21 protein-coding genes are annotated in these 20,816 nt (G+C 59.9%); 13 read left to right on the top strand and 8 right to left on the bottom strand.

Going from position 1 to position 20,816, the window contains the following annotated elements; all coding sequences use genetic code 11:
- The first annotated feature begins 3 nt into the window (after positions 1-3).
- The 13 genes from AC0L2M_RS04750 (at position 4) to AC0L2M_RS04690 (ending at position 13,871) form a co-directional block, all read left to right on the top strand.
- Positions 4-1,026 carry a hypothetical protein gene (locus tag AC0L2M_RS04750; RefSeq protein ID WP_473534180.1) on the top strand — a complete coding sequence of 341 codons (1,023 nt, stop codon included), beginning with the start codon at positions 4-6 and terminating at the stop codon, positions 1,024-1,026.
- Complete coding sequence (locus tag AC0L2M_RS04745) at positions 1,023-5,489, top strand: phage tail protein (protein WP_473534179.1); 4,467 nt, start codon at positions 1,023-1,025, stop codon at positions 5,487-5,489. Before AC0L2M_RS04750 ends, AC0L2M_RS04745 begins: the two co-directional genes overlap by 4 nt.
- 11 nt (positions 5,490-5,500) lie before the next feature.
- Positions 5,501-6,979, top strand: coding sequence for a hypothetical protein (locus AC0L2M_RS04740; RefSeq protein WP_473534178.1), 1,479 nt, complete (start codon positions 5,501-5,503; stop codon positions 6,977-6,979).
- 68 nt (positions 6,980-7,047) lie between these two features.
- Positions 7,048-8,472: a hypothetical protein gene (locus tag AC0L2M_RS04735; RefSeq protein WP_473534177.1), complete on the top strand. Its 1,425-nt coding sequence runs from the start codon at positions 7,048-7,050 to the stop codon at positions 8,470-8,472.
- Positions 8,473-8,479: 7 nt separating this feature from the next.
- Positions 8,480-10,339, top strand: a complete 1,860-nt coding sequence (locus AC0L2M_RS04730; RefSeq protein WP_473534176.1) for a hypothetical protein — start codon at positions 8,480-8,482, stop codon at positions 10,337-10,339.
- A complete protein-coding gene (locus tag AC0L2M_RS04725; protein ID WP_473534175.1) occupies positions 10,339-10,647 on the top strand; it encodes a hypothetical protein in 309 nt (102 codons plus the stop codon). The genes AC0L2M_RS04730 and AC0L2M_RS04725 overlap by 1 nt, the downstream gene beginning before the upstream one ends.
- Complete coding sequence (locus tag AC0L2M_RS04720) at positions 10,647-11,315, top strand: hypothetical protein (protein WP_473534174.1); 669 nt, start codon at positions 10,647-10,649, stop codon at positions 11,313-11,315. Before AC0L2M_RS04725 ends, AC0L2M_RS04720 begins: the two co-directional genes overlap by 1 nt.
- 9 nt (positions 11,316-11,324) lie before the next feature.
- Entirely contained in the window at positions 11,325-11,504 is a 180-nt protein-coding gene (locus AC0L2M_RS04715; protein WP_292047761.1) for a hypothetical protein, read from the top strand.
- A 39-nt stretch (positions 11,505-11,543) separates the two neighbouring features.
- Entirely contained in the window at positions 11,544-11,888 is a 345-nt protein-coding gene (locus AC0L2M_RS04710) for a hypothetical protein (RefSeq protein ID WP_292047760.1), read from the top strand.
- Positions 11,889-11,944: 56 nt separating this feature from the next.
- Positions 11,945-12,880 (top strand): N-acetylmuramidase domain-containing protein, encoded by a 936-nt coding sequence (locus AC0L2M_RS04705; RefSeq protein WP_473534173.1) that lies wholly within the window; start codon positions 11,945-11,947, stop codon positions 12,878-12,880.
- Positions 12,881-12,883: 3 nt separating this feature from the next.
- A complete protein-coding gene (locus AC0L2M_RS04700; protein ID WP_287210636.1) occupies positions 12,884-13,099 on the top strand; it encodes a hypothetical protein in 216 nt (71 codons plus the stop codon).
- Positions 13,096-13,509: a hypothetical protein gene (locus tag AC0L2M_RS04695; protein WP_287118361.1), complete on the top strand. Its 414-nt coding sequence runs from the start codon at positions 13,096-13,098 to the stop codon at positions 13,507-13,509. Before AC0L2M_RS04700 ends, AC0L2M_RS04695 begins: the two co-directional genes overlap by 4 nt.
- A 47-nt stretch (positions 13,510-13,556) precedes the next feature.
- Complete coding sequence (locus AC0L2M_RS04690; RefSeq protein ID WP_473534172.1) at positions 13,557-13,871, top strand: hypothetical protein; 315 nt, start codon at positions 13,557-13,559, stop codon at positions 13,869-13,871.
- Here AC0L2M_RS04690 and AC0L2M_RS04685 read toward each other — a convergent pair whose 3' ends face one another.
- From AC0L2M_RS04685 to AC0L2M_RS04650, 8 genes are all read right to left on the bottom strand, one after another.
- The gene (locus AC0L2M_RS04685; protein WP_473534171.1) at positions 13,872-16,121 is read right to left on the bottom strand and encodes a ribonucleoside-diphosphate reductase; all 2,250 of its coding nucleotides are present in this window, start codon (positions 16,119-16,121) and stop codon (positions 13,872-13,874) included. It abuts the gene before it with no gap.
- Positions 16,122-16,376: 255 nt separating this feature from the next.
- A complete protein-coding gene (locus AC0L2M_RS04680) occupies positions 16,377-16,574 on the bottom strand; it encodes a hypothetical protein (protein ID WP_473534170.1) in 198 nt (65 codons plus the stop codon).
- Positions 16,571-17,131 (bottom strand): hypothetical protein, encoded by a 561-nt coding sequence (locus AC0L2M_RS04675; RefSeq protein ID WP_473534169.1) that lies wholly within the window; start codon positions 17,129-17,131, stop codon positions 16,571-16,573. The genes AC0L2M_RS04680 and AC0L2M_RS04675 overlap by 4 nt, the downstream gene beginning before the upstream one ends.
- Positions 17,128-17,313: a hypothetical protein gene (locus tag AC0L2M_RS04670; protein ID WP_473534168.1), complete on the bottom strand. Its 186-nt coding sequence runs from the start codon at positions 17,311-17,313 to the stop codon at positions 17,128-17,130. The genes AC0L2M_RS04675 and AC0L2M_RS04670 overlap by 4 nt, the downstream gene beginning before the upstream one ends.
- Positions 17,310-17,897 (bottom strand): dATP/dGTP diphosphohydrolase domain-containing protein, encoded by a 588-nt coding sequence (locus AC0L2M_RS04665; protein WP_473534167.1) that lies wholly within the window; start codon positions 17,895-17,897, stop codon positions 17,310-17,312. Before AC0L2M_RS04665 ends, AC0L2M_RS04670 begins: the two co-directional genes overlap by 4 nt.
- Positions 17,890-18,420 carry a hypothetical protein gene (locus tag AC0L2M_RS04660; protein ID WP_473534166.1) on the bottom strand — a complete coding sequence of 177 codons (531 nt, stop codon included), beginning with the start codon at positions 18,418-18,420 and terminating at the stop codon, positions 17,890-17,892. The genes AC0L2M_RS04665 and AC0L2M_RS04660 overlap by 8 nt, the downstream gene beginning before the upstream one ends.
- Complete coding sequence (locus AC0L2M_RS04655) at positions 18,410-18,802, bottom strand: hypothetical protein (protein WP_473534165.1); 393 nt, start codon at positions 18,800-18,802, stop codon at positions 18,410-18,412. Before AC0L2M_RS04655 ends, AC0L2M_RS04660 begins: the two co-directional genes overlap by 11 nt.
- A complete protein-coding gene (locus AC0L2M_RS04650; RefSeq protein ID WP_473534164.1) occupies positions 18,783-20,765 on the bottom strand; it encodes an AAA family ATPase in 1,983 nt (660 codons plus the stop codon). Before AC0L2M_RS04650 ends, AC0L2M_RS04655 begins: the two co-directional genes overlap by 20 nt.
- Positions 20,766-20,816: the final 51 nt, after the last annotated feature.

The raw sequence follows: 20,816 nt of genomic DNA, 5'->3' as shown, positions 1-20,816 counted from the left end.
TCAATGCGCCCCACCCACGAGAAAATGATCGAGGCGTTCAGCAAGGCTGGTGGCTTTCGTCCGGCTGAACGAATGCTCCGCAGCATGGGCTTCGATATCTCTGAGCGGACGCTCCGGCGCGCTCTTGCAAACATGCCCACGGCAGCGGACGAGCCCTTCACCGTGGACGATGGGCCGCCGGTGGATATCGAAGAGCTCCTGGAGCGTCGCATCCGCGTCTTCGAGAAGAAGAACAAGCAGCGCGAGCACGATAAGCTGATCCCGGTCAGCATCAACATCGACGGCCCGATCGGCGTCGGCTTCCTTGGCGATCCCCACGTCGACAGCGACGGCTGCAACATCAAGCTTCTGCTTCGTCACACAGAGATCTTCGACGGTCGCAACGAAGGTATGTTCGGTGCCTGTCTCGGCGACATGTGGAATAACTGGTCCGGCCGCCTCGCGCGCCTGTGGTCCGAGCAGACCACGGATGGTGCCGAGGCCCGAGCGCTGGTCGAATACTTCCTGAACCGCGTCCACTGGATGTTTGTGATCTATGGCAACCACGATCTGTGGTCCGGCCACTCCAAGATCCTTGACCAGATGCTGGCCGGCAACGCTGGCGCCGCCCGCGACTGGCGTGCCCGGGTTGGCCTTCGCTTCCCGAATGGTCGCAAGCTGAAGATCTACGCCGCGCACGGCTTCCCGGGCAATTCGCAGTACCTGAAGAACTTCGGCGCGGTGAAGAAGGCGCTCTTCGACGGCCAGCACGACATCTACGTGTCGGGCCACATTCACTCGGCCGGCTACACGCTGGGCGCGCACCCCGGCGCGGAGCGCGCATTCCACGCGGTCCAGGTCGGCACCTACAAGGAGATCGACAGCTTCGGCGATGCGATCGGCGCGGAGAACCTCAACCTCTACACCTGCCCGGTGGCGCTGATCGACCCCTACGCGACGTCGCCCCTCAACTTCATTCGATGGGAATTCGATCCCGAGCAGGCTGTCGATCGCCTCGCTTGGATGAGGAAGCGTTGGAAGGCATGAAGCAATTCGCCGGCAGTGGGGGTGGTAGTAGCCCAAAGAACCAACGTGACACCTATTTTAGCGATGACGTCATCGAGTTGGTGCTCGCCATTTCCGAAGGTCAGATCAAGGGTCTGAAGGACGGCACTGCCAAGAACTTCTACGTAGGTGGCACTCCGCTTCTCAATTCGTCGGGGATGTCAAACTTCTCCGATTTTGAGCTCACTGTGAATGTAGGCTCCCCACTGGGAGAACTGATCGTTCCGACTTTGGGTGGGCAATCCGTCAGCGAAACAGTCAACACTGAACTGTCACAGTATGTCCCTGTTGTTCGACAGGGGACGCAGACTGACATCGACTGGCTGGAGCTTCGACTGGTCATCAACCAGCTTGTTCGTAACAGTGAAGATGGCGCCAGGAAACGCGATTTAACTATTCAGATTGAGATAAAGCCCTCAAACGAGACCTCTTGGACAGCCCCCGTTCTCTATGCCGATGTGGGAACCGCCACCACTGAGGACGAACACGGTCTGAACATTATCCATCGGGACGATATCGCTTCGGCCACAACCGCGGCCCGCACCCAGAAAATTTACAATCAGGCGACTGAACCCAACCCCACGTCTGATGAACGCTCACTGGGTGCGGTTTACGGCCGCCGGGTCTGGTGGGTCAATAATTTCCAGCCAAAGTTCTACGCGAACAGCGAGTTCTTCACCCCGGACAATCTGACGGTGGACGCCACCCCTGGCAAAGAAATTGCCGAGTTCGATGACTCCAACTACATCGCGCTGATCGACCCTGCTCGGCAGGATATCAAGCGGAAGATTTACTTCTGGGAGGTGGGAACCCCGACCGATCCAAGGATGGGGGACCTGTGGTTTAAGCCTTCCGACAGCACGCTCTTGTGGTTCAACGGTGCTGCCTGGGTCGCGGGTCTAGGGCCCGAGGGTGCATATGATCCGACCGCGGGCGTGAAAGTCATCGACCAAGCCGGCATGCTGGTTCTTCGTGACAAGATCACCTCTGCCGCCGTTCGGGAGGTGAAGATCAAGGTGGACCGTATTGGCGTCCCCTATGACATTCGAGTCACCAAACTAACAAAGGACAGCCAGGATCTTACTGAGGATCGGACTGATGTCTCCTGGGAGAGCTTCCAGGAGATCATCGCCGAACCCATGAGGTTCCCCAATCTGGCCACCGTTCACCTCAAGGGCCGGTCCAGCGATCAGTTCTCTAGCCTGCCAGAGCTCACCGGTGTCTACGAAGGCAGGGTGGTGAAGGTGCCATCCAATTACGATCCGGTCGAGAGAACTTATGCTGGTGTCTGGGATGGAACCTGGAAGCTTGCATACACGAACAACCCGGCCTTCATCGGCTACGACGCCGTGGAGAATGATCGGTACGGCATGAGTGCGACGTACCCGGTCACTGTTGATCCGTTCGACATCTACGAATGCGGTGTGTGGTGCGATCAGCGCCTACCCAACGGCAGGCCTCAATTCACCTTCAATAGCCTGATCCAGGACCCACAGTCCCCGCGCGAGCTGGCGACCTATATCTTTGGCATTTTCGGTGGCCGCTTCTTCGACGACGGCAATGGTTATGGTCGTGTCAAGATCGACAACGATGCTCCCGCTGTGCATCTGTTCACCAAGGAAAACGTCAAGAGCGGGACCTTCAAGTACTCCTACACGGAGACCGAGACCCGAGTTAACGACTATACAGTTTCGTTCAAGAACCCCGATCTCTTCTACGCACAGGATCGCCGCCGGGTTTACGACCAGTCTTCCATCGACACCTTCGGCCGCGTGCCCGACGACTTTATCGCTGTTGGCTGCAACAACGCCGACGAGGCGGTCTATCGCGCGAACGTCAAGTTGCTGTCCGGCCAGACGGAGGTGGAGACCGTCACCTTCGAAACGGCCCGTGAAGGTCTGTATCTCGAGCAGTACGACATAATCCTCGTGTCCGACGACACGATGGGCGAGGACATCACAGGCCGTATTGTCGGCACCATCGGCGCCCGCACGATCGTCCTGCGCGACAACATCTATCTGGAGGATGGGTTCGATCACGAGATCATACTCAATCTGAACCAGTTCGAGGTTGCCACCCTACCGATCGCCTCCGCGTCGGTGGGGCATACCACCCGTATCGTGGAGGTCACGGAAGACATTCCCGTAGGCCTGCCCAGCCAGGCCGTGTTCACGATCGGGCAGGACGTCAAGCCCTACCGCGTTATGGTAATCGGGGAGAACGAGGGCGACGATGGTGACGGTGAGACCGTCGTCATCAGCGCTATCGAGGTAAACCGCACGAAGTATGCCGTCGCGGCGGAGGCTCCTGGGTCTGTTGACATTCCGATCCCGGAATTCCCGACCGATCTGTCGATGATCCAAAACGCCCGGATAACGCCTTGGTCCGAGGTCCGGAGCGGCCGGGTGGTCCAGAACCTGCGTGTTGAGTGGGACCCCCATCCGAACAAGTTTGTCCGGACCTACTCGATCAGCAGCCGCTTGAACGACGACCAGTGGCAGTTCAACGACCAGGTCAACCAGCCGGTCTTCAATCTCTATGACGTCCGGCAGGGCCAATACGTTGTGTCGATCCAGGGCTTAGCCATGACCGGCCAGAAGACGGTCATGGCTTATGTCGACATCGATCTGAGTGGTGAAGTCCGCACTGTCGCATCCATCAAGAACCTCGCCTTGGTGAACGAGACGACCGTAAGCGGCCAGCTTCATCTCTTCGACGACGTGTTTGCCGATCTCAAGTGGGAACCTGGAGAACTGGATCCGGCACTCTCTTCTTACCGTGTTGACATCTACAGCGACACGGAGGAGCTGCTGCGCTCCACCTTCATGGGCGTTCCGATATTCACCTACACCATGGCAATGATGCGCCTGGATGGTGCGACACGTCAGCTTCGTGTCGAGGTCACTGCCTTCGACTTCTATGGCAACCAATCCCAGCCCGCCTCGATCCTGATAAAGAACCCAGCCCCGGCTGCACCCCAGGTGGCGGCCGAGCGTGGCTTCGGCTCGGTGTCCTTCACTTGGCCGATTGACAGCATCGTTGATTACGTTGGCTCCCTGGTATGGGTTTCCGACGAGCCTGAGATCGACCCGACCTCGCGAGACGCCGATTTCGATCTGAATGGGAACATCCTGAATGTTCCGGTCGAGTCGCTCAACGCGAAATATTGCCGTGTGGCGCTGTACGACACGATGGGCAGGACCGAGCTCAACTACAGCCAGGAGGTCTACGCCCAGTCCTACCAGATGGTGGACAGTGAGGCTCCGGCCACCCCGCATAACCTTCAAGTCACGTCGACCCTAATCGACGGCAAAGCGCGAGTGACCGCCATCTGGGGGGCCAACGACGAGGACGACTTCGCTGGCTACGACATCCAGATCAAGCAGGGTGACGGCAACTTCGTCGGCTATGCCGTGGTTACGCCTCGCTTCGAGTTCGACGCCATTCCAGGCATCATCTACACGATCCGGGTCAGGGCGCGCGACAAGAGCTCCAATGTCTCGGCCTATACTACAGCTGTGACCCACACGGCCACTGTCGACACCATCCCACCTGCCATCCCCACCGGTCTGACGATCATTCCAGGTTTCGAACTGCTTTGGTTGAAGTGGAACAAGAACACCGAAGCGGATTTTGCCTTTTACGAGATCTTCGAAAGCACCACGACCGCAGAACCCACCGCGACCACGGTGGCGAGCTTCAAGACGCAGGCCGACCAGATGTCACGCAGCGGCCTGCCGGCGGGGGCGGCTCGCTCCTACTGGATACGCGCCGTCGATACGTCAGGGAACAAGAGCGCCTGGTCGGCAAGGGTCGATGCCACCACCTTTGGCATTCAAGCCGACGATCTCGACGGCCTCGAAGTTCCGAACTTCTCAATCGTCGACGCTTTTGGAAATGCGGTCTTTGGCGGTGATGGAAAAGTCGGCTCGACTGCCTATGTAAACCTCGCCGGCAACAACGTTCTCCTAAGCACCATTGCTGCCAACAGCTTGGTTCCTTCGATCAACTTCGTCGGCACGTTCTCCACACCGCCGACGTCCAGCACGCTGGGCGATGGCTGGGTACAGAACGCAGTCTACAAGAATTCAACCGATGGCAAATCCTACGTTCTCACGGGCTCGCCGCTGGCATGGGAGCTCTACCTAGAAGATGGCACGAATTTCCAGCTTACGATCGAGAGCAGCAACGGAACAATATTCCGAATTGGCCAAGGCCAAAACACGACGCTTTCGGCCCGTCTGTTCAAAAATGGGGCGGAAGTCACCGCAGTTACCCCCGCCAACTGGTTCCGCTGGCGCAGGGTTTCTATTATTCCACTCGGTCCACCAAATGACGACGCGACGTGGAATTCCCAATACGCAACAGGGTACAAACAGGTCAACATCAACATTGATGCTGTGAACGCTCGAGCTACGTTCTTCGCAGACATCATTTCTTCTTAGGAGACAATATAATGGGTATAGTCGCAACCGGCCAACTAACCATCGTCGATAATAACGATGCTAGGCCAATTACTGCCTACATCAGTGCCACCCCTGGCCCGCAACAGGCTTTCTCCAAGGACGAAAGTTCCGTTGCTTATACGCCGGACTGGACGACGGTAAACGCTAACGCCGGTCTGCTTCTGACCGCCAAGGTCTATATCGGCGGCATCGGCGCGGCCGTGGATATCACCGGCCAGCTCTCAAACCGTCGCTGGACGTTTGATTTGGCAACGCCGGTCGCAGGCACGGCAGCGCTTATTTCTTCGAGCGCTCCCATGGCTGCGGTGTTCGTTTCTGGCGCCGGCATGACGTTCACCACGGTCCACAACGCCGGTGGCTCGACCATGAACATCAAGTCGAACATGCTCGACAGCGTCCCTTCGGACGTCATCTATTTTGAAGGCGATTACACGGACCCCGTCACCGGCTTGACCAGCCACGTTGTCGCCCAGATCACGCTCGGCGTGGTCAAGACCGGCACGAACTCGGTGTTCGTCCTGACGCGCGGCACCGACAGCATCGAACAGGCGACCGGCGCCACGAAAAACGTCGCCGTTGTTGCCGCCGATCTGATCCGCGCGGCAGGCATTGATACGACGGGCCTGACCTATCGCTGGTTCGAAAACAACGGCGCCACCCAAATCTACAACGCTGCCCCCTTCACCACCAAATACGGACTGAAGACCACCGCCCCGGCGGCTGCCCCGGCGGGCGCTCTGGGCGACATCGGTGCCAACCTGCCAGCCTCAGGCGCCTTCAACACCTTCAACACGCTGGTCATCCACGAGCAGGCCATCAGCGACATCGGCGTCTATCGCGTCGAGGTAAAGGACAACGACGGCGTCGTCTATCAGACCTACTTCACCATCACCGACGCTTCCGACCCCTATGACGTGAAGCTGAACTCGTCCTCGGGCGACAAGCTGCAGAACGGCATAGGCTCGACGAGCATCACACCCGAGGTCTACTACGGCTCACAGCGCGTCGCCTCGCTGACGGGCTGGACGTTCCTCTGGACCCTCTACAATCGCCTGGGCCTGCGCGGTGCTTTTGTTGACACAACCAGGACGGCGGTCGCCGGAGGCCGCAACATCACCGCCAACACCACGGGCGCGAGTGCCGTCCTGACATACGACGGCGCGGCGATCACCTTTGCGGCCGGCAACATCATCAAGGCGGTCTACGCCAACGGCTCGGAGCGCTTCTATGAGGTTCTCTCCGGTTCCGGCAATACCGTCACCATCCGCACCCCCGTCACCAACGCCTGGCTGAACTTCACGGACTTCCCAGCGCCCGCCGTCGCCAACGACATGGTCGGTGGCAAACTCTTCGTGTGCAGCGGCGCCAGTGGCGGCCAGCAGACCACGTCGGGCGCCGCTGCAATCGTCGTGACCGGCGACGAAGTGGACGCCAAGGCCCGTATCTATTGCGAAGCCACCAGGCCGTAATCCCCCGTCGCAATTATCATCGTGTGGGGCCCATCACGGCCTCACACCCTTCCGGAGCAGGAATATAAATGGCCGACAATCTTCTAATGCGCCAGGCGAATGGCACTCTGACCAAAACGCGGTCGACGGAGCTAGCCAGTGGAGCTCACATCCCGCACCAGATTGTTCGGTCGCTGGCAAACAAGTTCGTTGACGCGTTCGCAGGCCCTCTGAGCGAGCAGTGGGATATCACCAGTTCCGGCTCGACGGCGGCCGTCAGCGGTGGTCTTTTGACCATCTCCTCGGGCGTGGTGGCTGGTTCGTATATCGAGCTTCTCAGCAAGGACACGTTCACGCTTCCATTCCGGGTCATGGCGGGCGTGGCGAACACTCGTCATGCCGCCAATCACCAGATCATCGAGCTGGTGTCTGTCGATCCCGAGACAGGCATTCCCGACGGCAAGAACAGCGCATCCATCGACATCGGCGGCGCCGCCTCGATGACCGCGACGCAGATGAAATACGCCGTCCAGAACGGCGGCCTGACGCCGCTTGAAAGCGCTGCGGTCACGATCACCACGACGGCGACATCGGCCGTGCTCGAGATCGAGCCTTTCGAGGATGAGGCATGGTTCCATTCGCGCATCATCGACAGCACCGCCGGCCGAGCAGCCAGCTTCGTCCGGCACCAGTCGCTGCCCGATCCAAACGCGCTTTACAAAATCCGCATTCGCTCGATGAACCACGCTTTGTGGAAGAACCCGACTAACGCCATATCCGGCACCGGCGGCGCTATCCGTCTGACGGTCGCTGCCCATGCCTACACGAACGGCGCGGTTGTCTGGGTCGAGGCGCTCAATGGCGTATTGAACGGCACGGCCGAAGTCCGTGGCAATTACACCATCACGGTGATCGACGCCAATACCATTGAGCTTGATGGCACCACATTCGCCGGCGCCTATACGACCGGCTCCGGGCGCACCGCGCTCGCCTCGGTCCCGACCGCGGTCACGATGACGATGCCATTCATCAACGTTCAGGATTACGAGGAGCTAAAGGCCGAGATCACCGGCGGTCGCGGTCAAACCGCAGCCGGTCAGGGCCTTGGCGTCACTGTGATCGGCACGCTCGCCACGCACCCCGTCACGGTCACTTCCGGCGCCATAACGGCCACCAGCGCCGACAATATCTTCTGGAACGAAAGCGTCGCGTCCCTTGCGGCTGGCGCAACGCTGACCGGCAGCGCGCGCGATACTGCGGTCGCGGTCGCTACCGCACATCGGTATGCCAAATTCAACACCATGGTATTATCGAATGAGCCTGGAACTCTTGCCATTGATGTGTCGCTCGACAATGTGACCTGGCGCCGGCTCAAGAGCGTCGTCGTCGGCGCCAACGTGGCCGAGATATTGTCGGTTCCCGTGATGGCTCGCTACCAGCGCTGCCTCTTTACGAACAGTGGCGCCTCGGCGACGACAACCTTCATGCTGAATTCCTCCTACACGCTGTCCTAATATGCCCTTGGTCGCGACTGGCGCTCTCACCCTCACCGACGTCAATGACGGGCTGAATGCCCGTCTGACGCAGGACAGCTTTGTAGTGTCGACCGAAGCTGATGGCTCGGCGGGAGACTACAGCCTGGCCGTGACGACGCTGAGCGTCCTCATGGGTGGTGTCGACACGACCTCGAGCTGGGTCGTCTCGGCAGCACCCTCCGCTGGCGTCTCCGGCGCGCTGGTGGGCTCGACCTATTCGGTGACCAATCTTCTCGGCGACAGCGGCTATGTCGACCTGACTGCGTCCAGGGCCGGGTATTCTCCGGTTGTCTCACGTTTCTCGATCTCCAAGGCTAAGCGCGGCCAGGCCGGAGGCACGCTCAAGCTGATTGCGAGCGCCCCAGGCTTCACGTTCCGCGACAATGTCGCTGATCCGATCAGCCAGACCCTCGTGATCACCGCCGTCCGCACAAACACCATCGATCCGGTTTTCTTCTACGCCAGCAACGGCATGACGGTGAGAACCGACGCCGAGGAATGGGGGCTTAGGAACTACGTCGTCGGTTTGCCCGGTATGGGTGACGGCGATACCTGCTATATCGACCTGGCCGAGTTCGGTGATGCCGATGAGTTGTTCATCACCGCCACCTGTGGCGACCTGACCGATGTCTACAGCATTCAGCGCATCGCGCTGGCGACGTCCGGCGCGCGCGGAACGGTCCAGGTAGCCGCGGCGATCCCCGGCTCGGTCTGGACCGACGCAGAGGCAGTCGAAGCCATTCTCATTGCATACAACGTCACGCCAAGAAGCGGGGATGTCGTCACGCTCTACAATTCGGCGGCTGGTTTCAGCCAGACCAGAGTTCTCAACAGCTCGGGCGTATGGCATCAATTGGCAGCCTTTTTCGGTGGCGACGTGCTGGTCAACGGCACCGTCTCGGGCAACAAGCTGGCGGCGAGCAATGTTATCACCCAGACCGCCCAGATCGGCGATGCGCTCATCACCGACGCCAAGATCGCCAGCTTGAGCGCGGCTAAGCTCGAGGCTGGTACGGCCCTTGCTGGTTCGATAACCGTCAGCGGAACCACGCTCAACACCATGGCCGCCGATCCGGCCACGCGCATCAATGGTGGCTCAACCAAGGTCGATCCCGGCAAGATCACGGTTAGCGGCTCCACGACCCTTGCCGACTGGCGCAACCCAGGCGACCTGACCACCATCAACGGCAACCAGCTCGGCACCGGCACGGTGCGCGCCGAGGCGGCGGTTTTCGGCCAGCGGGGTATCCAAGTCGACGACGTCCAGTTCGACTTCAATAACCCAACCGCCAACAAGGTCTCCTGGACGGCCGGCACGATCCGCTACATCGGCGACGATGGCAACATTGTCACTCGCTCAATCACGGCCGGCGACGGGACCTGGACCAGCGGAACACTCTTCATCTGCTACCAAAAGGACGCGACGGTCCTAACGGCCACCACGAACGCTGCCACCGCCTTCGACGATGACTATGTCATCCTGGCGGCCTACAAGGGTGACAAGCATCTCGTCACAGACTATGGCCGCACGATCATCGACGGTGGTTTGTTGAAGACCGGCACCGTGATTGCCGATCAGGCACGCCTCAACTCCATCGACTCCGATGCCATCCAGGCGGATGCCGTGGAGGCCCGTCACATTGGCTCTGAGCAGGTCGATACCGTCCATCTAAAGGCCGGTTCAATAACCACAGACAAGCTGCAATCCAATGAGTTGTCGGCGATGTTCGCCACTATCGGCACGTTTCAGACTGCAGCCACCGGCGCGCGCACGGTGATCTCTGATGGTCTGTACCAGGTCTTCGATGCCAACAATGTCGAGCGCGTTCGTTTAGGGGTGTGGTGATGCCGCAAGGGCTGATTGTTCGCGACGAAACCGGAAATGTCACGCTCGATCTCAGCACCCGCTGCGGGCGCATCCTCGAGATTTTGGACCTGAACATAAACAGCAATGGTAGCACTACACCAGCTGGCAGCGATCAGGGGACGCTGTTCGCTTTGAGGATCAACAACGCATCCGCTGCAGATCCTTGGGCGGATATGGGGAAGACTCAACCAAAATTGACAACTACGGCAACTACTGTCAGCTGGGATTGGGGGTCGTCGAGCGTGAGTTCTAGACAGGCGACCACGCTAATTATTGGAGTTTACTGATGCCTGCTGGGCTCAAAATTATCAATGACGCTCAGACAATTCAGATTGATGAGACGTACAAGAACCTTGCCCTTATATACACCGGCACAATTACTGTATGGACGTCGGTCACCTTCGGAAGCAGCGACGTGCAGTGCTACACGGCGTCGCTGACGATGCCAGGTAGCTGTCCTATACTCGCGTTTACTTCGACCGGTGGGGCCAACGTCCTGCATCGCTATAACAACGGCAACGGTACGTTTACCTTCGACCTTATAGCAATTGCTCACCCGGAACCGCCCCCCGTTTTGAATTACTATGTCTTCGATCTTCCATCGCAGCTTCCTTCCATCAGCGATGGGCTGGTGGTCAGGTCCGCCAGCAATGAAATTGTTTTCCAGTCGAATGGAAAACCTCTGAAGCCGATCGATTTCAAGCAGGAGACGTCCAACACCGGGGATACGACGTACACATATGATGCAACTAAAACGTACGCTGTCATCCCCAACGGAAATCCATTCAAAACACAATTGATCTTTATCCCTGTCACGACTGGACGATTTTACACTCCAGGCACAGGTGGCGTGGGTAGCAAGGTTGGAACCTTCGTCGGTTTTGCTGGAGGAGCATCATTCACGCCAGCTTTTATTGACACTGCAATCATCATAGTCGACGTCACAAACTACTAGGAGAGGCATATGCCGAAGCGCAACAAGGGCATCATCGCCTATGGAACTGAAGAGGACCGCGCCAAGCTCGCCGTGCTCGCCGACCTGACTAGCAAAACCGCCTCCGACTGGATCATCAAGGAGATCCGAAAACAGTATGCGTTGGCGTTCGGCGACACGCCACCAGAGCGCATCACTGCGCAGCAGTAGGTAGAACAAATCGGCTCCATCGTGCCTATATCTCGACTTATGTCCACAGAAGAGATCAAAGGCATAGTCATCAACGGCAAGGTCATCTCGGCCCTTGTCGGCGTGTTTACGCTCGCGGCAATGCTCTTCAGCGGTGTTGGCTACGTGACTTATCAAGGCTTCGAGCTCAACCAAGCCAAGTCTGACATCACGGAGCTGGAGGCCAAGGTCGACAACAACGTGGCCGAGTTGCGCCTCCAGATAGAGACCTCCGACAAAGAGGTTCGTGAAAATTACAAGATGATCCTGGACAGGTTTGACAAGCTGACCGGAGAAGTGACGAAGCTCACGATCGCGGTCGGCAACGTCCAGTATAAGCAGGACAACACGCAAGCTCAGCGGTGATGCACACTGCAGCACACTAGCCAGAACGAGGTTGTAGTCCTTCCCATATACGGGGCATGAAGCCGTCAGCAACATTCGCCATCGGGCGCAACACCACCAGCCTTACGTTCGTCGACTACCAGCGCATCGCTGGGACCTACAACCTGCAGGCTGCACACGTTCAAACCGTCGTTCAAGTCGAGGCCGGCACTGCTGGTTTCTGGAACGATCGCAACATGAAGCTCCTCTACGAAGGTCATATTGCCTATCGCGAGACCTCCGGCGCGGTTCGCCAGAAGCTCGTGGCGGCGGGTCTCGCCTGGAGGAGCTGGGGCGACGTCCCGTACGGCAAAGCCACGGTCTCACGCGACCGACTCCGCGCCGCCGTGGAGATCGCCGGGGACCAGGCCTATCGCTGGGCGTCCTATGGTCTCGGCCAGGTCATGGGCTTCAACGCGGGGGTGTGTGGCTACAGCTCGGCCAAGGCGATGTTCGATGCCTTCCTCGACGGCGAGCCAAGTCAGGTGGACGGCATGATGCGCTTCATCAAAGGCACCAAGCTGCTGGACGCGCTCCGTGCCTGCAATTGGAAGGACTTCGCGCGGGGTTACAATGGCTCGGGCTACGCCAAGAACAAGTACGACATCAAGCTGGCGTCGGCCTTCGCGAAATTCCTCGGCGGCGCCCCGGTGGTCGATCCGTGGGCCGATGGCGTTCTCACCATCGGTGACAAGGGTGCAGCCGTTGAGGAGCTCCAGAAGACCCTCGGTGGCATCGAGATCGACGGCTCATTCGGTCGCGCCACGGCGCAGGCCGTCGCAGTCGTCCAGAAGGCTCACGGCCTGAAGGCGGACGGCATCGTTGGTCCGAAGACTTGGGAGATCATGAAGTCGGCCGGCATTGTGGCTCCGGCCTCGGCCCCGGCTCCCGTCTCGACTGCGGATCAGGCCGCCGTGGGCAGGGGTCTGCTCGACATCATCCTCGCCATCTTCAAGGCGTTCACAGGGAAATAAGCTATGTGGAAGCGCATCAAGAAGTTCTTCAAGGACAGTGAGACGATCGCCCTAGCGCGTCTCCAGATGATCGTCGGCATGGTGGCGGTGATCCTGACCTACGTCGACCCCCAGGTGGTTGCTCCAATCCTTCCAGGCGCCTGGGTTCCGTTGTTCATCGTGGCACACGGCTTCGCGATCGAATACCTCCGCCGCCGTCGTGCGGCCGATCTGGAATGACCTGGCTCCTGAAGCTCATCGGGTTCGACCCTGTCGGCAAGATTGTCGACGGGCTCACGAAGTGGCAGCAGATCAAGGAAAACGCCAAGAACGACGCCGACCGCATCCGCGCCGACGTGGAGATCAAGCGGCTCGAGACCCGACTCGACGCAGCGAAGACCGGCGCCGACGTCATCAAAACCGGCATGCAGTTCAAGGCCTTCTGGATACCATGGCTAATCGCTACGGTGCCCGTCAGCCTCTGGTTCGGTTGGGGTATGATCGACAGTCTGTGCAACGGCGCGCTGCCAGACGTTGCTGCTCTTCCCCCGCAGCTCAAAGCTTATGCCGACATCGTTTGGCAGAACGTCTTCTACACGGGCGCTGCCGGCATGGGTGTGGAAGTTCTCGGACGGGTATTGCGTCGTTAATCTCCAGCTACTAAATGGTTTTCCCTGTAGTAACTATGGGGGGATCCATGAGGAAATTGATTACGCTGGCGGCGCTGTGCGCCGCTTTCATTTCACCAGCATCTGCGCAGACCAATTTGGTCGAGATGATGTGGAACGTTCGCTATGCAGAGACGGTCTACACCAATGACGCAAAGGCGATGGTGTACGTCATCTGGTACGAGCCCGACGACTGGGAGAAGGCGTCTCGAGAGATTTGCGAGCAGCTTAGCTCGACTGTGGGGGTTTTTGGAGGATCTCTCCGCGCCTACAACCAATCCCATAAGGACGTGGCGACAGCGGCGCGGAGAGATCCGATCAGCTCATACTATTGTGAGCGCTGATCACTTGTTGAAGTCGACGGGACACGCCCCGCCGGCGCAGTCGATGTGGACCTTGTCCACGTCCTCGGCCATCTGCTCGTTGATGGCCGCGACGATCGCCTCGTAGCGGCCCTTGGTGAGCGGCTCCTCCGGCTGGTACTCGTAGGACAGGGTGTCGACCTGGGGCAGGACCGACACGGCACGCACCAGATTGATGTTGGCGTCCATCACCTTTGAATATTCCCTGAAGCTGACCTTCTTGGGATCGTATTTCAGGGTGTAGGAGACCTGATTGCCGCCCTCACGGCCGATCCAGAACGTCTCCAGGAGACGGAGCCAGCGGAATTGCTCCTCCATCGTCGCCTCGGCCGCCGTGGTGACGTTCCCCATGCTGCAGATGACCGGAGCGGTGGGGAAACCGACGATCGTCGTCCCCGCATAGCTCTTGAGAGCGCGAGTCGGGTAGCCCTTGGCGGCATATTCGGCCACCAGTGGGTCGTCGGAGCGGAACTGGACCCAGCGGAGATATTCCCGCATGGCCGGCAGGTGGGCGCCCTCCGTGAGGCCAAACAGCTTGCTGGTCGTGCCAGCAGGCTTGATTGTCCGGCGGGTGTGAGGGAACGTGACTCCGAGATCTTGGCAATAGATCCCAGCCTCTTCGTCGACGATGTTGGCCAGCTCCTTCATTCGCAGCCAGAACGGCATGGAGCGCACACTCGGTGCCGCCATCTGATTGCCGTTGGCGTCCTGGATTTGCATGCCGTCACCGTCCACGGCGATTAGATCCTTGAAGCTCAGACCGTATCGACGCGCGGCCCACTCCAGGATGCCCGTCAGGGACACACCGATACGGTTCGTGCGCTGGACCTCCCGCTGAAAGATCGAGGGCATGAGGTTGACGCGGATCAGCGCGCGGGTGATGAGGCGCACAGCCTGTTCCTCTTCCCAGCTGTCGTTGGCGTGGAAAAGGGCCAAGTCGCCGATCACGCAGAAACCGCCCAGGATGAAGAGGGCGATCTCACCGCAGGGATTGACGATGAACTGGTAGGAATGATCCATGACCAGCTCGGCGAGATCGATCTGCATCTCCCGGAAGTCCTCGCCGCCGAACTTGGCGAACGGGTAGACCCGGTAGTCGTCGGTGCCCTTGAGGTTGACGTTCAGCTTCGACACGTTGAGGAAGCCGGTCTCGCCGGTCTTGTCGTGGTACTGCCGGCGCTTCATGGCCTCGTTCAGGTCGTAAGCCCAGCGCTCCCACTTGCCGAGCTCAATGCCGTTGCGCAGGAAGTGACGGGCTTTCCGCAGGCTCACGTAGAACTCGTCATCGACGGCGACGGAGTTGTTTGAGGACCAGAGGAACGAGCCGTAGCGTGGGTCACCGGCCATCTGGTCGACTTCGTCCCAGCTCTTGCCCAGGAACTCGATCGGCCGCTTGAGGTCGATGAATTCGAGGATGTCTTTGTCTTTCCAGTATTTGGTCGCGATGCGAGCTGCACGGCGAGCGCCGCCGACGAGAACACACTCAGCCAGATAGTGGTCAGCGATGATCGCTGCTTTCCACCGGGGCATGTTAATGCCACGCAGGCGGGCGACGTTGGCGATCGCACCCATAAGCGGCCCAGGGCCAGAGGCCGGCCGGTTCTGCATGCCCTTGATGGGTTCATTGAAACCCCGGACCTTGGTGTAGTCGAGGATAAGGACGTGATCGTGCAGGCCCTTGTAGGTGGCCACCTCGATCTGCTCGACACCCTCGGCCCAGCCCTCGCGGCTGTCGCCGACCATGTGGTAGATCGTCTTCTCGCCGGCGTAGAGGTGCAGGGCCTCGCGGGGCGTCATGTAGCCGGAGATGCGGCCGGACAGCACGTCGGGGTGGCTGTTGTCGATGACGCAGACGACCTTTGGCTGCTTGGTCCAGTCGACGAGCATCAGGGCGTCGTCGTAGCTCGAGCCCACGCCAGATCCGGAGAGGAGCAGCTGGAAAGTCATCGAGCGGAACATTGACGTCGAGCAGTTGGTGAAGACCTCCATTGGGCGGTCTTTCTGCCTGATGTCGCCGTGCTGGAGATGTCGGCCGGACAGTAGAATTGTGCCTTCGGCGATGTGATAGTTGAGCGGCTCCAGGTCGTAGCAATGTGGATCAAGCGAGGTGTTGCCCTCGGCCACGCGCAGAGCAACGTCAGCCCAGCGCTCGCGCCGGGTGTCCGGCTTGCGGCCAAGGAACGGTGTGGTGTCGTCGTCAGTGATCTTGATCAGGGGGAAGGTGAGGCTCAACGCTGACCACCAGGCTTTGTAGTCGGGGGTCGTTGGGGTTGAGGTAGACGACGCTCTGTCCGGCCCATTCAGCCTTTGCTTCGTCGGTGAGGATGAGACGGGCGACTGTGCGTTCAGCCACACCCTGGCCCATCCCAGGAAAGAAATCTCGGGACATAAAAAAACCTCTCAGTTCGGTAGGAACTGAGAGGTAGGAAATCTAGATCTTGTATATGAGTGATGCATTCTGCTCACCCTATAGTATTGAGCAGATTGTTATGGGTAGGAGCCGGTGCTCAGCCGATCGGCCTCATTCCTTAGATCGGCGGCGCGCTTGGTAAGTCGAGCGCGCTCCCTTTCGTGGTCGTAGGCAGCGCCGTAGAACAGCTCTTTCCTGGTTCGACTGTTGTCGTGGTCGTCGAGATCTATCTGGGCTCGCAGTGCCCGCATCTTGGCGTGGAACCCTGGGCTCACCACTTCTTCCCTCCAACTGCCTTGCGGTGTTCGGCGGTGTGGTCCTTCCTGACCTTGTTGAAGGCCGACTTCTCGCGGTACGCGCCGTCCAGGTCGTAGCCCCAGTGCTGGGCGTACTGCCGGATCATGTCGAGGGTGCCGCGGATCTGCTCGCCGATTAACGCCGCCGTCCAGTTGTTGTTGCACATGTCGTGTATCTTCGAGATCGACTTGGTGATGCGCAGCAGGGCGGCGCCCTTGTTCACCGGCAGCGAGTAGAAGGGCAGCGTCGCCTCTGCCGGACGATCTAGGGGATAGCTGAACGCTCCGGCGAAGTCGCCCAGCCGGATGATGGCGTCTACCAGCTCGACCTCCGGCATCGGGCGGTGAGGCAGCTTGTCGTCCATCAGGCCTTTGCGTTCGCCTTCCATGGCCTCGGCGATCTCCGAGATGACGAGCATGATGAGCTCGCCCTTGTCGCGTTCGAGACGCGCGCCCGTCTCAAGGTCGTGCCACCATTTGGCGTTGTTGGCGTGGCACTCGGCCGCGAAGTCGTTGTAGGGAAGTCCGTTGATCATTCGAAGCCTCGTCTGATGATTGCTGCGACCACCACGCCGGTCCAGGCGCCGGCCAGGAGTGCAGGGAGCGGTTCGGTGAGGGTGAGCCACAGGCCGTACGCGATGACGCCGGCCAGTGGGGGCACGATGATCATGCAGAGGACTGCAGTGATCACCGTGAAAGTCTCGACGACCTTGTTCATACCGGCGGGCTGTAGGGCCAGGGCGGGAACTTGCTGTCGGGCATGAACCCGTCGACGACTCGGAGTGGCTCGCCTGGCGGGGCCTCAAAGACCCGCGCGGTCGGATCCCCGAACAGGTTGCGAACCGTCTCCTCGGATATCTCGTCCGAGACGATCGTGACCTTAAGGTCGACCTGCTGGCGCGGACGGAGACGCTCCTGGTGGACCGCCTTCAGGCGCTCGACCCATTCCTCGCCCTCGTGGAGAAGATCGGCTTCCACCTTGGATTTGGGGCGGTTGTCGATCAGGGTGCCGTGGGCCTGGGCGTCGATCAGGATCGTGCAGCACGCCTTCACGGCGCCAAGGTTCTTGACGAGCGTGTCGCGTGTCAGTTCCTCACCGACCTTCCAGAGCTGGAGGTGTCGGATTGCCGCTTCGACGTAGGTCATGGCCTCGACCTGGGTGTCGCGCCAGTTGAGGGGCTCGTACTTCAACATCCCGTCGAAGAGCGCCTCCAGCTCTGCCAGCTGGGCAGAGACTGGGATGTAGCCGAGCGGGGGCTTCTTATCGCCAAAGGCAGCTTTCGGGTTGGTGGGCTTAGCCATTGAGCAGGCCCTCCTTGATGAAGAGCTTGCGCAGCTCGGTCTCGCAGCGCCGCTGGCCCCAGAAGTCGACCTTGACGTTACCCAGAGGCTCCCAGAGCTTGGCGTACCAAGGCTCGTCGAAGACCTGCAGCATCTCGTCCGCGCAGATGCGACGGTCGTATTGCTCCAGCTCCTCCATGTGCTCCCAGGGCTCGTTGACCGACTGGAAGATCACGCGGAGCATGGCCTTCTCCAGATCGCTGTAGCCGTTGATGGCGCGCTTGACCGGGTTCGGGATATCCAGCAGGCCAAAGCCCTCGGACGTGTCGTGCAGGAGGGCGGCTCGACGCAGGTGCTTGGGCACCCGGCGATAGAGCTTCACCTCATGCTCGGCGACGTAGAACGGCTTTTTGGTCTGGCCGGAGTAGCGGGGAAGACGAGACAGCGCCTTGATGGCGACGTTGAAGTCGACGTCGCTGACCAGGAAGGCCAGCGGGTTGACCAGGCGCATGTTGCCCAGGAGGATGCGGGGATCAACTTCCATGGAAGAACCTCCGCGGTGCGGTGGGCTTCCTGCGCGGGATCAGGTACTGAACGACCCAGCCCTGATCGATCGACTGGCACATCTCGTGCGTGCCCTGATCGAACTTGTGACGGGCGTCCTTAAACACCTCGTCGAACTCTGCTGTCCATTCCGTTCCGCAACGCTTGATTGCGATAACGTGCTGGCGAACATGCGGCCGGCCGAGCTCCTTGATATCGGCAGGACGGGGACATGAAGGGGGAAGAGTGGAGATTGCTGTTGGGCCAAAGCGGGCCACCAGCGAGTGGTATGGGAGACCAAGACGACGGGCGACCATCGAAAGATTGCCGCCCGTCTTCCTGATTTCATCTTCAACTAATTCGTCAATCAGTGTTCTTTTCATTTGCCTCAAGCTCAATGTAGTAATCGGCTTGAGGGTATTTGTGACTGACCAACAGGATCTGCGAGATACGACTTGCGAGATACTCTAGGGTAAGAGCAGTATTGTGGGCTCGATCGGCATCCATTGATGCATCAATCTCGTCGCCTAGAAAGACAGAGAACACATTGTTGGTCAGAACCTGACCGAGACCAAGTCGCAGCGAGAGGTTCGCCACGGCCTTACCGGAGCCAGATAGTGTGTTCAACGGCTGGCCGTCAACGGTGATCTCGAAGTCTTCGTCGACATCGATCACATTCCGCTGCCCGCCGGTCATCTTGGAGATGTAGTGACTCGCCACCTTGTTCAGCGACGGGATCAGATGTTGTTTCACCAGCTTACGGAGGATCGTCAGCGCCTCGCGGCCCTTCCGATAGCCCTGTTCCTGCTCGCGCCTCGCCTTGATCTCCTTCTCGCGCTCCTGGGAGGCCTTCAAGTCACGCTTGTAGGTGGCGAGACGATCCTCGAAGATCTTGGCCTGATCGTAGGCCTTCTCCAGGGCCGCCAGGGCGGCCGGCGTGCCTTCCAGATCTGCCCGCCGATCTTCGTCTATATAACGAGCCATCTCCACTTCTTGCCAGTCGCTGAGACGGTCCTGGTACGAGGTCAGCTCGTGCTCGTAGGCCAGGCGGTCGCGCCAGAGGGCGTTCAGCTCCTTGCTGGTGCCTGACGCCGGCTTTACGGCCTCAAGCTCTGCACGGCGTCCCTGGGCCTGCTTGGCGACCTGGAACTGCGCCACCTGCTGGCGCGTGTACAGAGGTTGCTTTGCGTCGCGGACCCTTTCCCAGTCGTCCTTGATCTTCTCGAACGCCTGCAGCTGGCGACGGGCAACGTCGATGTTGACCATGTCGGGCTTGGAGGGGCGCTCGACGCCGGCCAGCTCGGTCTTCAGCACCGCAAGCTTCTCGATGATCTGACCGACCCGGTCAGCCTCCATCGGCCACTCATGGGAGCACGACGGGCAAGTGTGCGTCCCGACGTCCAGCAGATCCTGGTGCTGCTTCGTAAGGTGATCGAGCTTCTCGAATTTCCGGATCAGCTCCACGTCGGCGTCGGCCTGGGCGATCTGCTCGGCCGTCATGACCGGAAGGTCGCGCTTGAGGCGCTCCCGTAGCTCCCAATCGTCGATGCCTTCCTCGGAGAACTCCGGCGGCGGCGCCGGCAGGCGCTTGAGCTCGGCCTGGGCCGCCTCATAGGCGCGGGCCTGCTCCACTTCCTCCTCGGAGACCGTGCGTGGTGGCGCCACCGGCTCCACGGGCTTCGCCTGCCGGGGCTGCGCCAGGCGGCCCTTGATCTGGTTCAGCTCGTCGTTCAGGGCGCGCAGCTCGGCGAGGTTGATCTTGGAGCTCTCGACGTACCCCTCGGGCTGTTCAGGCTTGGTGGGCTTCACCAGACCGCCTTCCATACCCTCGATCAGAGATGCCAGGCTGTTGGCTTCCTGGCCGCACCACTTGGCCAGGTCGTCGATCGCCGACAGGCCGATGACGCTGTCGACCATAGCCTTGCGCTCGGTCGGCTGCATCGAGCCGAGTTTCTCGATATCGCCCTGATTGGCGACACAGGCGGTGTCGAAAACCTTCAGACCGAAACCGAGGATCTCGGTCACCTTGTTGTTGGTTCCCTTCTGCCCATTGGCGATCTCGGTGTCCCCGCGGAAGATCTTGGCCGATGTGATGGTCCGCTGCGTGGTGTAGGTGTCGCCCTTGACGTCGAACGACAGCTTGACCTTGAGGTTCTTGTAGTCCTCGGCCTTGCCACGCAGGGCGGCGGTCCCGAAGAGCGAGTAACGGATCATTTCCAGGATGACGGACTTGCCGGCCTCGTTCGGGCCGGTGATGGCGCCGAAGCCCTTCTGAAACGAAAAATCCCCCGACAGGGTGCGGCCTGTCGAGGGGAAGGTAACGTTGTATGTGAGTTGATTGAGCATTAGTAGAATGTCCATCCTGATCGTTGTCGATTGCAGTGGTCACACCGTTCC

Source organism: Mesorhizobium sp. WSM4806 (assembly GCF_055811635.1).
The sequence above is the reverse complement of the archived record's forward strand: the minus strand, read 5'-3'. Positions and strand labels throughout refer to the sequence as shown.